This is a genomic window from Algibacter pacificus (assembly GCF_008033385.1).
Lineage (GTDB): Bacteria > Bacteroidota > Bacteroidia > Flavobacteriales > Flavobacteriaceae > Algibacter > Algibacter pacificus.
Genome location: NZ_VOGY01000001.1, coordinates 569,592 through 585,780, shown reverse-complemented (window position 1 = coordinate 585,780; position 16,189 = coordinate 569,592). Strand labels below are relative to the sequence as shown.

The 16,189-nt window shown below is 34.4% G+C and carries 8 protein-coding genes; all 8 read right to left on the bottom strand.

From position 1 onward, the window contains the following. Positions 1-1,443: an arylsulfatase gene (locus tag FQU21_RS02740; protein WP_222707980.1), complete on the bottom strand. Its 1,443-nt coding sequence runs from the start codon at positions 1,441-1,443 to the stop codon at positions 1-3. 107 nt (positions 1,444-1,550) lie between these two features. Then, on the bottom strand, positions 1,551-2,963 hold the full coding sequence (locus FQU21_RS02735) for an L-fucose/L-arabinose isomerase family protein (RefSeq protein WP_147676491.1): 1,413 nt from the start codon (positions 2,961-2,963) through the stop codon (positions 1,551-1,553). A gap of 272 nt (positions 2,964-3,235) precedes the next feature. Then, positions 3,236-3,937 (bottom strand): fibronectin type III domain-containing protein, encoded by a 702-nt coding sequence (locus FQU21_RS02730; RefSeq protein WP_147676490.1) that lies wholly within the window; start codon positions 3,935-3,937, stop codon positions 3,236-3,238. A gap of 2 nt (positions 3,938-3,939) precedes the next feature. Next, positions 3,940-7,137 carry an endo-acting ulvan lysase-like protein gene (locus FQU21_RS02725; RefSeq protein ID WP_147676489.1) on the bottom strand — a complete coding sequence of 1,066 codons (3,198 nt, stop codon included), beginning with the start codon at positions 7,135-7,137 and terminating at the stop codon, positions 3,940-3,942. Positions 7,138-7,418: 281 nt separating this feature from the next. Beyond that, positions 7,419-8,648 carry a mandelate racemase/muconate lactonizing enzyme family protein gene (locus tag FQU21_RS02720; RefSeq protein ID WP_147676488.1) on the bottom strand — a complete coding sequence of 410 codons (1,230 nt, stop codon included), beginning with the start codon at positions 8,646-8,648 and terminating at the stop codon, positions 7,419-7,421. Positions 8,649-8,658: 10 nt separating this feature from the next. After that, positions 8,659-10,119, bottom strand: a complete 1,461-nt coding sequence (locus FQU21_RS02715) for a sulfatase family protein (protein WP_147676487.1) — start codon at positions 10,117-10,119, stop codon at positions 8,659-8,661. Positions 10,120-10,151: 32 nt separating this feature from the next. After that, on the bottom strand, positions 10,152-13,253 hold the full coding sequence (locus FQU21_RS02710; protein ID WP_147676486.1) for a glycoside hydrolase family 2 TIM barrel-domain containing protein: 3,102 nt from the start codon (positions 13,251-13,253) through the stop codon (positions 10,152-10,154). Continuing rightward, the gene (locus FQU21_RS02705; RefSeq protein ID WP_147676485.1) at positions 13,250-16,153 is read right to left on the bottom strand and encodes a glycoside hydrolase family 2 protein; all 2,904 of its coding nucleotides are present in this window, start codon (positions 16,151-16,153) and stop codon (positions 13,250-13,252) included. The genes FQU21_RS02710 and FQU21_RS02705 overlap by 4 nt, the downstream gene beginning before the upstream one ends. Positions 16,154-16,189 lie beyond the last annotated feature (36 nt).

Genomic DNA, 16,189 nt, shown 5'->3' with positions numbered 1-16,189 from the left:
TTATTTTTTCTTGAGTGTTTTCTTTACCAATGGAAACTCAGGATGTTCGGTACGAGAATTGTTAATGAGATACAGTAGCTCCTTGATTTTTTCTGGATGTTTGTCTGCTATATTATTTTGCTCACTAATATCTTTATTTAAATCGTAAAGTTCAATAGCTTCATTATCGAACTTCACAGCTTTCCAATTGTTCTGTCTAACGGCTTGAATCGGACCTCTTCTCTCGTTAAATTCCCAATACAAATATTCGTGTTTTTGTTGCTGAATCTCATTTCCTAAAAGTGTTGGTGCATAAGAAATACCATCAATTGTATCAGAAGGTTGTATACCTGCCAAATCACAAGCTGTTGGTAAAAAATCCCAAAAAGCAGAAATATGATTGGTTTTTGACCCAGCTTTAATTTTATTAGGCCAGTAGGCTACAAAGGGGGTGTGAATTCCACCTTCATACAAATCGCGTTTATGCCCTTGAAAATCTCCATTACTGTTGAAAAACTCATTTTTTAAATCGTCATATTCGTGCCCATTATCACTCGTAAAAACAATTAAAGTGTTATCGGCTACACCTAGATTTTCTAGCTGTTTTATAAGATTTCCAATATCTCTATCCATTGTAGACACCATAGCAGCATAAGTAATATGTCCATCTTCATCATGGCGATAATGTCCTAGCTTCATTTTTCGTTTTGGCCAACCTAAATTCTTGTATTGTTCTTTTTCTTTTTCAAGAATTGTTAATTCAAAATGCGGAATGGTATAGGACAAATACAAAAAAAAAGGCTTTTTATGATTTTTATCGATAAATTCAGTTGCTTTTTCAGTCATTAAATAATGAATGTGTTGTCCTTTTTTGGTTTTTGGATCATTCCCTTTTAAGGTCACTCTCTTCTCATTTTCAAAAATACTTTTCGGGTAATAGTGATGTGCTGTCGAGTGTTGATTGAATCCGTAGAAATAATCAAACCCTTGTTTGTTTGGCACACCTTCTTCAAGATTTTCTGCTAAGCCCCATTTACCAACGATTCCAGTGGTATAACCTGCTCGTTTCAATTCTTCTGCTACAGTAACATCTTCTGCATTAATATCTACAGGAGTACCACTTGCTGTCCATCTTGGATTGCCTCTAACTGTGCTGTGTCCTGTATGTTTACCCGTCATTAATACTGCTCTTGAAGGCCCACAAACCGAAGACCCCGAGTAATGATTGGTAAAAATCATTCCGTTTGCAGCGAGTTTATCAATGTTTGGGGTTTTTATTTTGTCCTGTCCATTAAAGCCCACATCGCCATAGCCTAAATCATCTGCTAGGATAAAAATGATATTAGGTTTTGCTGCTAGCTGGTTACTTTTTGACGCTTTTTTACTAACATTTGGTTTTTTGCTTTTACAGCTAGAAACTAATAACATCAAAGGAATTAAATAAAATATTTTGATTATTTTCATTCTAAATTTTTATTGTTTTTTAATTGATTATAGCTTTTTGTTTTAGAATTCCATATTAATACTTTTTTTGACTTTATATTATCCTGTAAAACCCTCTTCTAAATTAATTAACAAATACGAACCACTCTTAAATTCAAAATATTCCCTAATTTCTCAATTTTATTGGCAATATGACCAACCCCTATAGCACAATGATGAGATGGTCCTTGTTTAGACCATTCGTTCATAAAAGCACGTGCCCCTATTGAAAATCGATAACGACTATTGGTGTTTCCTATTTGTAAAACTGGTCCTTCTACAGATTCGCCTTCTGCAACTAGTAAGAAAACATCGTCTTTGCCTTCAACTACTGACAACAAGGTAACTGGACCGTGTTTTACAGTCATTTGAATAGACAAACCTTTTCCCGGTTTTCCATGATATACTGGTAATGGCACCAATTGTACATTACCTTCTGCAATAGCAAAATGTGCAGGTCCATCATGACCTAACATCACAATATCATCGTTAAAATCCATTGCATAAAATTCTGAAAAAGAACCACCAACACCAAAAGCATCCATAATTTTCATAGCTTGTGCATTCTTAACTTCATATTCTCCTGCTACAGGTACGTTTTTACCTGTTAGCAACGTATTTCCAGCAATTACAGAAGTGACTATGTTTTCGTATTCATTGGCATTTTCGCCTTCATAATAATAGGCTAAAGAACCCAAATCGTGGTTTTCTACCAATTTATCTAAAGCTATTGATGTTTTTGCTGCGCGAATTAATTCGGATTCTTCACAGGCATCAATAACTTCAAAAGTCGTTTCAAATTCGGTTAACTTTTTATCAACCTCAACTTGTGTTACAGCATCTCTGTACTTTTTTACTTCACACATTTCTACAATTTCTATGTGTGTGCCAAAAGCTGAAGATTGTTTGGTTAAATCTGAATATACATCTAACATACCTGCATAATAATGCCCCAAAACGCCTAATCTATTATTCTGCATTATGGATGCTACTTTTGTTGCATCTATCCAATCTTGAATGTCATCCCAAACGCGTTGCTCTCCTAAATAACCTGTTACAAATTCATAGTCTATTCCTGCACGATTAAATACATTCGCAAATTCTGGAACAGAACAAGCTTGACAGTGAGCCAACCATTCTCCTGTCATTTTACCTCGATCGCCTAAAGCATTAAAACTTTCGTAATCGATAGCAGCGACTGGCTGAATATTTAAAATGACTACTGGACATTTTACTTTTTGTACTACAGGTAATACTGTTGAAGACAAAGCATAGGTTGAGATGTATAAAAACAAAATATCTACATCTTCCTCTTTTAAAACTTCTGCTTTTTTTCTTGCTACAACTGGTGAATCTACCAACCCCACATTGACAACCTCTGCTCCAAACTCTTCCATTTTATCTGCTATCTGTTGTTGATAGCCTTCTAAACGTTCTAATAAGCCTTCAAACTGCGGCCAATAGGTATCTAAACCAATACCAAATAATCCTACTTTTATCATTATTGTATTTATTTTCAACTATTTGTACAAAGGTGTTCTTTTATCGAAAATAGCATTTTTTGATTTATTTTTTTTACACCATTTATCGAATGATGATTCATTAAACAAATCGAAAAAGACAAGCTTAAAACTCCTACCCTCTACAATTGCAATGTAAATTACGTATATAACTACCTAAACAGCAATTGACATTTTGATATATTTATTACACAAAATGATACTATAAAAAAAAGTACAGCCTATTTCTATTTATTTTTTTTAAAGCTAGGCGATTATTTAGTATTAAAACTCCAAACCTGCCCTATCGTTGTACCGCCATTATCATCTTTCACATTTACTCGAAAATAATATGTTGTTGCAGCTAATAAACTACCTATATCAAAAGTTGTAGAAGATTGATTTTCTGATACTTTTGATACAGGTGGATTTACTGTATCAAAATAAACATCATAATTCAAGGAATCACCCTCGTCAGGGTCTGAAGACGTCCAACTTAAAGTACACGTTAAACCATCAATTTCTGAATTCATTTCTGGCGCCACCAAAGCTGGAGCAAAAGGGGCATGATTTGAAACAGCTTCCCCCTCAACTACGAATTGAGCCGCACTTGAATAAGCGCTTTCAGCAGCTTTGTTATCTATCGCTTTTACACGCCAATATAAGGTTTTACCTTTTTCAAGCACTATTGTTTTTGTTGTTGAATTCAAGGTCTCACTAAACGTTAAAGGCGAAAAAGAATTATTTTCTGCTACCTCTATTTTATATCTCAAAGAATTATTTTCTGGATCGGTAGCGGCCTCCCATTCAAAAACCACATTATTATCAATACAAAGTGTATTATTTAATGGGTACACTCCTACTGGCATAGAAGGCGCTTCATTTTCTTTTTCTGGTTCTGGCTCAATACTATCATCTGAACCGCCTCCGCAAGACATTACTAAACCTAAAATTAATACTAAATATATATTTCTCATCTTTATTGTTTTATTACTTTTATTATTACGCCTTCCATCTCTTTAACCTTAACAAAATAAACACCTTGTGCTTTGTTTGTAATATCTATATGTACTTTGCCGCCAATGACTTCATATGTTTTAGTTGATACCAGCTGTGAATAAATATTATAAACTTCTATATTAACGTGTGTTTTATTTGTAGCAAGGTAAACATCGAACCTTCCTTTTGTTGGATTTGGATATGCTTTAACAGCTTCCAACATGTTAATTTTTTTAGATAATAAACCTTGACATTCTGCCGCACTCTTAACCTCAACCCTATCACCATGAACTACATTAGCTTCAAAATGAGTTTCATTTGTAGTTAGCATTAGTTCGTCATTTATAATAAGCGAATATGGAGCACTACCTTGCTCAATATCAACATTTACTTTATTTTTTACAATAGCCATTTTTCCTAAAAGTGATTCTGCCTCTTCAATAGTTAATTCATAACATTGCTCAAAACTACCACCATTTTTTGTTACGCATAAATTATATACCCCTGGTACTAAGTTTTCAATGGTTAAATTACTGGTAAAATCATAATCAACTCCATTTAATGTCGCTTTATGACCTTCATTTCCTAAAACCTCTATAACAATTTTCCCATTACCTTTATCTACGCAGGTTTCACCTAATGTTTGTACAGTAACAGGACTTGACCCTATTGGTACATACTCAGGATAAATTCCGTCAAAATTCACTGTTTTATATCCTTTATCAGAACTATCCGCAATAAGTTCCTCACCTTCAAAACTTAAGCTTTTCCCTTCACCTATATATAAACTAAGTTCTGTTTTCCCCGCAATCTCTTTTTTTCGAATCATAGCAAAACGACCTTCAAATTTTATTTTTGAAAGCGGATTGTCATATACAGCCAATGCATGGTCTTGAGAAATTATAAAATCAATAATTTTGGCACTTCCTACTTCTGAAATCACCTGAACACCAACAATTTTATCACCATCAAAAATATTAATAACATCTTTCACCGAAGCCGTTGTGTTTTTTGAAGGTTCAAATATGTTAATAAAAGGTTTATCCCAAGCTTCTCCTTGCTGGCGTACTGCTATAACTTGGGTTTTCTTATTAATATATCCATTACTTGCCTCACGTGTTGGAGGTGCAAGTGCCTTGGTGTACTCACGCTCCACACCACCAGGCATAATCATGTGCATATATCTATTGTTTTGCTTTAAATCAAAACGCACATTAACATTAGCTTTTGTTGATGGAGTCACTTGAGTGTTTTCAAAAAACTCCCAACCTGGAGAGTTTACAGGGTCACCAATATTAGTATTATAACGATTGGTTGCAGTGAAAGTAAATGTCTCGTTATCTGAATGACTGATTTGTGTTTCATCACCTAGATTATGATAAACATAGTCATGGAAGTTATTTTCGGATAAAGATTTAGAACGAAAAACATCTAAGTAATAGGCCGTTGTTGGGCTCGTTCTAATGGTACTTAACGTACGTTGCTGATCACAATTATTAATCCTATCTTCTAAAAGCTGTGTCGCGAAACTAATATTATCAGTTATTGGGTCTTCAAGATGTTTGGGTTCAGCAGCAATATTTACTGTAGTATTCTGCCAAAGGTAAGCATCCCTAGCCCAAGAGCCTGATTGTCTTCCATGTGAAGTACCATTCACTATTACCGTATTATTACCTGCATATAACCTAAAATAATCTGTATGCAAAGGGATTTTTCTTTCGGGTACTGTTTTTGGCATACCGCCATTTGCCGCCATGATGTATCCAGCACCATATAACTCCATGCTAATACCTGTAGCATGAGAATGTACATAGTGTGCACCACCTATAATACCACATAAACCATACTCACTATTATTAGCTTCTACGTAATTACGCTGTAAAGCAACGCCTGCATGTTTCACAACCACTGTGGGTTTAAAATCGATACCGTCAGTAATATCCGTTGGTAATTGGTGCCCCCAGAATAGTTCAAGTCCAGAATAATTTTCAAAACTACTATTAGACAACGTTGGATTATAACCTCCATTGGCCTTGTAATTTTGATTTAATGCTACTTCAGAACGCTGTTTTAATTCTGAAAGATTTCTTCGTGTAGCAATATCCAAAGCATACCTGTAATTTTCAGCTGTAGCGTCATTATCTCTCTTAGAATCTCCAAAACGTACAAAACGTCTGTTTGGGTGTCTTAAATTAGAGAATATAAAGTTTCCGTTAAATATATCTATATTGGTTGTTGTAATATTCAACTCTGGTTTAATACGATCTACTATATTTAATATTAGAGAAATATTTGGCATAAAGCTATAACTTGTCGATTCTGGCCAAATGCCTTGTTCCCCAAACATTGGTAATATGGTTTTTGTAAATGAGTTTTGACGCCTTGTTCCTGTATTCCAGAACACATTAAACATACGTTCACGTTCCGTATCGTCTTCAATCATAAGAATTGAAAATAGAGAACCCGTAGCGGTTAATACAGGATGATTACTTACGGTTTTACCAATTCTATTGTCACTGCCTTTATACTCTCCTAGCGCATTACCTGCAATATTTTTTATTGCTTTCTGCGCCTTTGCATGATTGTAATCCACATAAGTAGCTGATGATCTATCATAAACCTTGGTTCCTGACTTTTTTAAAAAATCGTAAACAAAATCGTAGGCTATTGCTAAATATGGATAAGTAGAACGAGGGTCGTAAAAATAATTTCCTGATATAGCAGTGGTTTCTGGAGTCCTTATGGATATTTTATCAAAATAGTGCTCCAGAATATCTGAAGTAAACTGTGCATATTTCTCTTCCTTAGTAATAAAATAAAGCATCCCGGAATATTGAGCAATTCTTAACAACGCACCATGTTCAGCATTTTTTGCTGAGGCAGCAGATTCAGAGAGTGCATCATTCGCTGCTAAATCTGACAACCCCGAAAAAATAGCATTAGGATTGGTTTGATGTGTATTTACTCTAGAATCGACTTCATTTTTTAATTGATTTACTATACTTTGCGCCCAAGCATTATTATTAATTTTCGTTAATAATTCTGTTCTTTCGGCTTCTGTTACACATATTATTGGATGTTCTAGTGATTGCGAAAATCCTTTAATTGCTACTAATGACAAAAGTAGCACTAGAAGCATATTTTTTTTTATTTTTATAATAGCTTTATAGTTTTTCATCTTTCTATTTTTTAAAATTTTAACCAGACTCTCAATACCTATACCCTCTGATTTTAAGTGGTTTTAATGTAAAATAAGTGTATTAAAAAAAGAATGTTATCCTGTACTATCATGCATTGACAAACTTGCAAATCCCCACTTTTAATAAACTATTAATAATTTAATATTGATTTCAAATTAAAATTTGACTTTGAATTCTTATTTTTTTCTAATAACTCTTTAGTTAACAAATCAAGAATAATTAAAGCCAAAACTCTTATGTTTTGTCTATTTTGTATTATCTAAATATCAATATATAATTCACATACTTTTTTTAAACGATCGGCATCCAATTCTACACCAAAACCAGGCTCTGGTTCAAATGAATAATAACCATTGGCTTCTTTTTTGGTTGCTGTACTTTGCAAACACTCTAAATACAATTTAGAATCTTCTTTTTTCTCAATCGCCTCTACCCAAGTGGCATCAACGCCAATCGCTATTTGTTGCCACGCAGAACAAGCTGGACCAACCAAACTATCATCACCTATCATTACTTTTGCACCTATTTCCTTTACTTTATGTGCTAATTTTGCTGTATGGGTTAAACTTCCCATGGTAGAAGGATGCAAATTGTAAATGTGTCCCATACCTTTTTGCATGGTGTTGATGCCTTTCCAAGCAGGACGCATGGGCGCATCTGGAATCAAGGTTAAATCACCCACCATGTCTTGCAATTGTATCCATTCCTTTGTTTTTAAATGTGCAGGATCTTCTATCGCATTTAAACCATTAGCACTAAAACGATCTAAAATCCCTTTCAATTCGTCTAAAGATTTCCATTTTTTATAGCCTTTATTTACATCTGAAATTACTACAGCTTTATCACCCAAAACATCTCGAATTGTTTTGAGAAGTTTCATATCGACGGCTTCATCTCCATACATCTTAAACTTCATATGATGCGCCAAATTCTGTCCGATGCTTTTTTCAGCTTCTTCTCTAACTTTTTTCTCGTCTTTATCTAGTATGCAATACAAACCCGGAACTGGATTTGTTCCTGTTAAACCTAGTAATTCAACAGCAGATTTGTTTTGCAATCGGCCTGATACATCCAAAAGCGCCATATCTAAAGACTCTAGCATTTTTAGAGAGCGTTTTGAACCTAATACTTGTTCTGATGCTAATAATTTTTGAGCTTCACCTAAAGTTAACCCTTTAAACTGCTTTAAATATTCTACCCAATCTGTAGGTTTATAATCTGGATTATTTTTTGAAGCTGGTGTTTCTGTCCAACCATAAAAATCTCCCGATGATATTTTGATAAATAAATGTTGACGATTATGCCAAGTTCCCCAAGAAAAATAACGAGGTATATTAATATCGTATCGAAATATTTCGATTTTTGTAATCTTTTCGTTTAAATATTCATTTCCTTTTTTACTTGCACAAGCAGATAAAAGAGGATATGCTGCACCTACAATACCCAATGCTGACATACTTTTTATAAAATCGCGTCTATTTGTTTTCATAATATTTTTTTTACCAAGAATCGTTCATAGAGGTTAACAATTTAGCTAACTCCTTTTTCATTTTTTTATCTAAAGCAGGGTCTTCTCCCCAAATATTTTTCATTTGATATGGATCTTCAGCATCGTTATAGAGGTAGTGGAATTTTTCTCCACTCTCGTGTTTTACCACGGCATACGTGTACTCCTTAGTTCTAAAACCTCGTGCATCGCCTTTTGAAGCAAAACTTTTCCCACCAAAATACAACTGTTTTTCTGGGCGGTTTACGGGTTTATCAAAAAATAAATCGGCATAATTTTCACCTTCAACCACATCTGGTATTTTGTCTTCAAGTCCCATCAAACCTAAAATTGTAGGCATATAATCTGGCACACTTAAAAGAATATCATCCTTTTTTGGTTTTACTTTTTTAGGATAATGCACAATCAAAGGAATTTTATAAGCTTCTTTAAACCAAACGTTTTTATGCATCAATCCTTGACTTCCTAACATTTCACCATGATCTGCAGAAAACACAATGATAGTATTTTCATATAATCCGGCTTCTTTTAGTTTTGTAATCACACGTCCTATTTGATCATCAACTCCGTTTACAGAAGCAAAATAATCTGTAGCTTGGTCTAATCGTTTCGCTACACCATGATCGCCTCGTTTTAAATCGTAGTTGTCATTAAACTGCACATTGGGTCTATTTAGTACTTCTTTGTGCGTCATGCCTTCATAACGTTTTCTGTAGCGTTCGGGCACTTGCTTAAATGGTGTATGTGGCGGATTTATAGACCAAAACAATGCAAAAGGTTCGTCTGCTTTTCTTTGCTTTTCATTATTTTTAAGATAATCGATAATAACATCTGCCTCATGTTCAGCCGACCATTGTTTGGTGTATACCTTATCATTTTCTCCGCCATCGGTGGTCCAGTAATACGGATTATTATGTCTGTTATGCGTTCCATAAGCATACCAGAATGAAAATCCGTGTCTGCGATCTGGAGGGCACCAGGTATCCCAAACCCGTTTTACATCGGGTGGCGTGGATTCTGGGCCATCTAAATGCCATTTACCCACATAACCTGCACTGTAACCATTTTCCACTAAAACATCAGAAAAACAAATTTCATCTTTCTTTAAATAATTCCCCAAAGCCGTTCTTTGAGAATTACAATTCTCTACAACTCCTGTTGATAAAGAATATCGCCCCGTCATTAGCATGGCTCGATACGGACTACACAATGGATTATTTGCCACAGCCTCAGAAAAAAACACACCTTCTTTTGCTAATTGATCTAAATTAGGTGTATACACAGGATCTTCTTTTAAAAACCCTAATGAGGCTTGACGGTATTGGTCTGCAAAAATGAACAGTAAGTTCGGTTTGGTTTTTTCTATATTTTGTTCTTCAGGTTTTTCTTTACAAGAGAAGATGGCAAAAACAGTAATTAATATTAAATAATATTTTGAAATTTGACTTAACATTGGCTTAATTTCTGATTTTAAATTTAATGTGATTAAAATTTCATTTTAAATTGATATTGATTAGATTTTGGATTTACCAAAAATTGAGTTAAAGGTCGTGGACCACAACTCCCATTTCCTACAGGACCGTGTTCAAAATCAATATTTAAAATATTATATTTATTTTCTTGTAGTTGGTAGCTAAAGCGTGCTTTTGCTAATTGATTCGCATCAAATTTTTGAAATGAAAAATTAATTGGATTTTCAGAACTTATATTAATTGGGTTTTGTTTTCCTACCTGAAACCATCTTACTTCTGAACGATTTCCATTAGCTTGTGGTTTAATATAATTGGTAAATAAATCGTCTACTGTAGCTTTAAAAACGCCCATTCGCATTCCTGTTTTTCTATCGCTATACGAACTTCCAGGACCTTTACCATACCAAGTTATATCATTATAAACTTTTGGTAATCTTGCAGTATAACCGATCCGCGGTAAGCTTGGAGGCAAATCTTCTCCAAAATAATCTAGAGAAACTTTTACTGAAATTTCGCCAGTAGCTGTTATTAAAAATTCTTCTTCTGTTTTGATACCGCTCTCTGTATTTGGTGCTCTATATGTTTTATTTATTATAATTACTGCATTACCATTTATACTATCTACCTTAAAACTATTTACGTCACTTTTTAAAGCATTAGGTTTAAATAATTTCCAATGGTTTCTAAAGGATCTATCGTTATCTATAGGTGCTCTGTAAAATGACAAGGCCATACCTCCTTCAACTATTACACTACCTTGGGTAGCTACCTTAATTAGATTTCCTGTGGTTTTATTAAATGTAAATTGGTGTTTATCTCCGGAAACATTTATCTCTTCTTCAGTACTATTTATGGTTACTTTACCTTTGCTTATTTGAGCTAAATTTGGCTTATTTTCGGGACTGATAACCCATTCTTCAAACGCAATTTCGTGACCTGCTTTTGCCCACTTTGTTTTTGACTTAAGTTTGGCAACAAGTTGAAGTACATACTCATTATCTGATTCATGAAGAACAGGCCAATTCGGTAATTTTATGTTTTTTTCTGAACGTCCTTTCAAATCAATATCAAAAGGAATACGTTTTATCTCTGCTCCATTTTCAAGCAATATCCATTCGAAATTAAATTGATTGGTATTTGTAACATGGTATTTATTTTTAATTGTAACGGTTCCTGTTTTAAAATCTAGTAATGTAAAAGCTAGTTCTTGATAGGCTTTTTTAACTTCTTCAGTTTTACTACTTGTGGCTAAATCTGGAAATACTAAACCATTAATACAAAAACTACCAGAATTTGGGGTGTCGCCAAAACTACCACCATAAGCCCAATAAAAATCTGCACCTGGTTTTTTGGCTTGTTGATGTGCCATCTCAACATCTTTAATTTTAGAGCCATAAAGCCCTTCTTTACTTTTTGTTAATCCTTGGTCTACCCAATCCCAAATACAACCTCCTATAAGGTTTGGGTATTTTTCAAAAACGTCCACATATTCTTGTAAGTTACCAGTACTATTACCCATGGAGTGTGCAAACTCATTTAATAAATAAGGGCGATCTGTACCTTTTTTGCCTAAATATTCCATATCGTCTACAGATTGATAGCGCCCAAACGTATTTGGCTTTCCAAATTTTATAATACCACCTCCATAAGTATCATAAGAAGCTCCTCCATCAATAATGTGATAATGTGTTGGGCGACTTTTATCAATCTCTTTTGCTCTGTGTTGCATAGCTTCCATATTTACACCATTACCAGCTTCGTTTCCAAAAGACCAAAGAATAATTGAGGGATGATTTTTGTCACGTTGCATCATTGCCTCTAAACGTTCTACATGTGCTTTTTCCCAACTAGCATCTTTTGCGAGTGAAGCTTCCTCGTATTTCATCCCTTGAGATTCTACATTGGCCTCATCAATCACTAACATGCCGTATTCATCGCATAATTTATACAAATATGGGTCTGCAGGATAATGTGCGGTTCTAACAGTGTTAATATTGTATTGTTTAAGTAGTTTTATCTGCTTTTCCATTCGTTCTTTGGTAATGTATTTACCATGAATAGGATCGTGTTCTACAATGTTTACACCTTTAATAATAAAAGGTTTTCCATTAATTAATAGTTCGTGCTTATCTGAAATTGCTACTTCTCTAAAGCCAATCTTTGATTGCAATTCATCAATCAATTTTTTTCCTTTTTTCAATTGTATTTCTAAAGTGTAAAGATTAGGCTCTTCGTTAGACCAAGGTTTAATACTAGCAAATTCTCCTGAGACATTAACCACACTGCTTGCACTTAACTCAGAATTAAAAAGCGCTTTCCCACTATCGTCTTTTACTGAAATATAGAGATTATACTTTTTAAGTTTCTTTTTTAGTGTATTACTTAAATCAATTTGTAAATCTAGTTTAGCGCCATCGCCTACTAAATTTGTTTTTACAAAATAATCTCGAATATGCACCGCTTCTTTTTCTACAAGGAATACATCCCTGAAAATACCACTCATACGCCAACCATCTTGGTCTTCTAGATAACTCCCATCACTCCAACGAAAAACCTGCATGCGTAAGGTGTTTTTTCCTTTTTTTAAGTAAGATGAAATATTGAAGGTTGCTGGTGACCACGAATCCTGACTGTAGCCTACTTTTTGGTCGTTTATCCATAAATAAAATGCAGAGGCTACGCTACCAAAATGAATATAAACTTGCTTTTCTTTAATTTCTGAAATATCAAATTCAGTTTGGTAAATTCCTACTGGGTTGCCATTAATACCTGAAATAAATGGTGGGTTTTTATCAAAAGGATAGATTTGATTCGTATAAATGGGTGTTCCAAAACCTTGCATTTCCCAAGTGCCTGGTACGTTAATCTTGTTCCACGCTTTTGGTTTTGCATCTTTAGGTACTTCACTTACATCTTTGTAGTAAGCAAAATCCCATGTACCATTTAGCGATGTAACCGCTTTTGAGCTATCGTCATAATACAAAGTTGCTGTTGGCTGCTCTTTGTTAATTTGGGTAACGTGTTGATTTTCCCAATCGTTGGATTGGGCTTTCACACTTGTCGTTAAAAATAAGACTATTAATAATGTGCTTATTATACACTTTATATTTTTCATTTATTCTGGTTTTGAAAATTAAAAATTTCTTTAATGGATGCTATATCTATTTCTTTCTGGGGATTAAATACTTTAGACGACATGTAATCTAGCAAATTATTTCTCAGTAATTTAGTTACAGGTCTATTATCTAAGTCTGTTTCAATATCTATAGAACAAATTACTAGTTTGCCCTTTCCAATTTTAGCTTCTACAAATAAAGCAAGTTTTCGGTTAATCTTCCATGAATCAATAGGCTGTAAGGGTGATTTATATTCTTTTGGCCAAGGAGATTTTGAATCGTAGGCATCTAAAACCATTGGATGCGCATGGGTTAAAACATCCCACCATTGCCAATTGACATGTGTTTCGGTTGGAAAATCTTTAAAAATAGGATGTATTGTATCAAATAAAACGCCTGTAGCTGAAGATTGACCATCATTTTTACCAAAGCTAGTCCAATAATGGTTTGTAAAACACATTGGTAAGTTATCTTTTAAATGCTTTTGTTTGGGTAATAACAAAACTGTTTTTCCTTGTTCTAATTGTTTTTGAATATTTGCATTCCAAATTTCTGAAACTATAATATCATTAGGAACGTCTTTAGTTTCAATCTCAGGAAAAACCCATAAGTCATAACTATTTATTAACTGTTTATCTAGAGATTGTAACTCTAAAATCAAATGACATACATTATTTATTTTAAGGTCAGACACTTTAATATCGCCTAATTTTTGTCCACTACCTTGGGTAATTTTTTTAGGTTGTAAATTCCAACTTTTTAAAACATCCCCGTTTTCACTTTTCAGATGTGCTACTACTTCTAGATTTAAGTCTTCTTTACCAAAGTGACTCACTAATATATCTGCCTCGAAGGTGTTTATGTTTGTTAAAATTCGTTGGGGCATTGCCGCTAAAAGTACAGTGGGTGCATTCCATTGCCTTACTTCTTCTGAGTTTACATAGGTTTTAGCGTCATAAAAAGCATCTGTAAAACCCACTGGTGCTGTATGTTGCCCTGTAAAATCAGCTAAACCTAGCCAATGAAATCCAGCTAAACCAGGTGTTCTATATGCGGCCTCCATTTCTTCTCTTGTCAACGCTACTTGCCATTTACCTGAAGCTTCAACAAATTCTTGAAGTTGGAAATACAAGCCTCTTTCTTTCATTTGTGCTTTAGCAATCTCTAAATATGCAGGTTTTAAATACCCTGTATATTTTGGTAATTCTACATCAATATTAGGAAAAGCACATATTTGTGCTGTTTCATGCTGAATAATTGGTATTCTTTCTCGTTCCACAGCCTCACACCAATTGATGGTGGTTTGGGGTGCCCTGTTGATGAATGCTGAGTTTTCAGGTTTTGGTGGCCAGCCTGCTTGGTAACGAGCAGGCACAGAGGGTTCTTTTCTTGATTTTCGCAAGACTTCAAAATCTGCACCTACATTGGCAAAGCCTTTGGCTTCATAGTTAGCATTGGCTTTAATAGTGTATAAATGCCGGCTGTCCCAAGCTCTCCAGTTGTCCAATAACTGTTTGAACATCGCAGCATCTCCGCCTCTTTCATTGCCTAATCCCATTTGAATAAAGGAGGCATGATTGCCATATGTATCTAATATTTTTTTCGATTCTTCAAGAAAAAAGTCAAGTTGCGATTGTTTATTTACAGTTGTCCACTCCATCACCTCGGGTGCCAGATAAATGCCCATCTCGTCGGCTGCAATAAATGCTGCGCGAGGAGGGCACCAAGAATGGAAACGTGCCATATTGAGACCAAAATCTTTATAAGTTTGCCATACTTTCTTCCAAGAAGCCACATCCATTGGGGCATAACCTGTTTTAGGCATTACAGCACAGTCTGCATTTCCTCTTAGAAAAGTTTTTATGCCATTCATGGTAAATTGTGAACCATTTACCTTGAATTCTTTCATCCCTAAATTAATGGAATGTAAAATCTTAAAGTTATTTTGCTTTTGTTTAATATTTACTTCAAAAGTTAATTTGTATAAATTTGGATTAAACTCATCCCAAACCTGCATGTTTTTACCTAAGGAGTAGGTTAGATTAAGCAACACTTTATCTTTTACGGTTTCTTTTCCTGAAAAAACTTGCGCCTTAGGTTGATGGTTATTGCCATTATATCCCTTAGCGTCAATCTCAATAGTCCAAAGCGCTTTTTTGTTTTCTTGTAAACCTGTTATCTCTATTTCAACATTAACTTCTTTGGCTTCAACATTAGGAAACGTAAGTACTTGTTTTATGTAGACTTTATTTTGCTTTCTCAGTTCTAATTTACCAACAACTCCATTCCATGTACCCGCAGTTTGGTCGGAAGTTGCATGCGCTCTTGAACCTAAATTAACTTTACTAGAATTATCAACTCGTAACACTAAAGTGTGTTTACCTGCATTAAGCTGTTGTAAATTATACGTATGCGGTGTTCCTAAACTTCTATTTGAGCCAAAATAGTTACCATCTACCCAAAGTTTAGTTTCCCAATGGCAACGTTCTAAAAATAGGTTTACAGCTTCATTATCCCAATCCTGAGGAATTTCGATTTCTTTAATAAACCAGGTTGCACCAATATAATAACGGTCGGGCACCAAAAAAGCTTGGGTTTTAAAGTTGCCGGCTTTATTGTATTCTTTTACCCAAGGGCGTGATTTGAACCACCCTCCTAATGTTTTCCCATCCCACCAAATGGTTTTGGGACTCGGGATTTCACCATAACCCTGCTCTTGAATACATCCGGGAAGGGTTAAGGTATTTGGAAATGACTTTTCGTTGAACCACTGCTGTTGAATACCTATATTGTTTGGGTCTAATTTTATTTGCCATTCTCCTACAAGATTTAATTTGTCTTGCCCAAAAGCAAAGTAACACTGCGCAAGCAATAGTATATAAAATATTGTTTTTTTCATCAAGCTCAAAATTCTATTTTTTAAATCCACACCGGG

Coding starts and splice junctions, on each gene's coding strand:
- FQU21_RS02715 (WP_147676487.1), bottom strand. CDS start 10,119: ATGTTAAGTCAAATTTCAAAATATTATTTAATATTAATTACTGTTTTT.
- FQU21_RS02740 (WP_222707980.1), bottom strand. CDS start 1,443: ATGAAAATAATCAAAATATTTTATTTAATTCCTTTGATGTTATTAGTT.
- FQU21_RS02730 (WP_147676490.1), bottom strand. CDS start 3,937: ATGAGAAATATATATTTAGTATTAATTTTAGGTTTAGTAATGTCTTGC.
- FQU21_RS02720 (WP_147676488.1), bottom strand. CDS start 8,648: ATGAAAACAAATAGACGCGATTTTATAAAAAGTATGTCAGCATTGGGT.
- FQU21_RS02735 (WP_147676491.1), bottom strand. CDS start 2,963: ATGATAAAAGTAGGATTATTTGGTATTGGTTTAGATACCTATTGGCCG.
- FQU21_RS02725 (WP_147676489.1), bottom strand. CDS start 7,137: ATGAAAAACTATAAAGCTATTATAAAAATAAAAAAAAATATGCTTCTA.
- FQU21_RS02710 (WP_147676486.1), bottom strand. CDS start 13,253: ATGAAAAATATAAAGTGTATAATAAGCACATTATTAATAGTCTTATTT.
- FQU21_RS02705 (WP_147676485.1), bottom strand. CDS start 16,153: ATGAAAAAAACAATATTTTATATACTATTGCTTGCGCAGTGTTACTTT.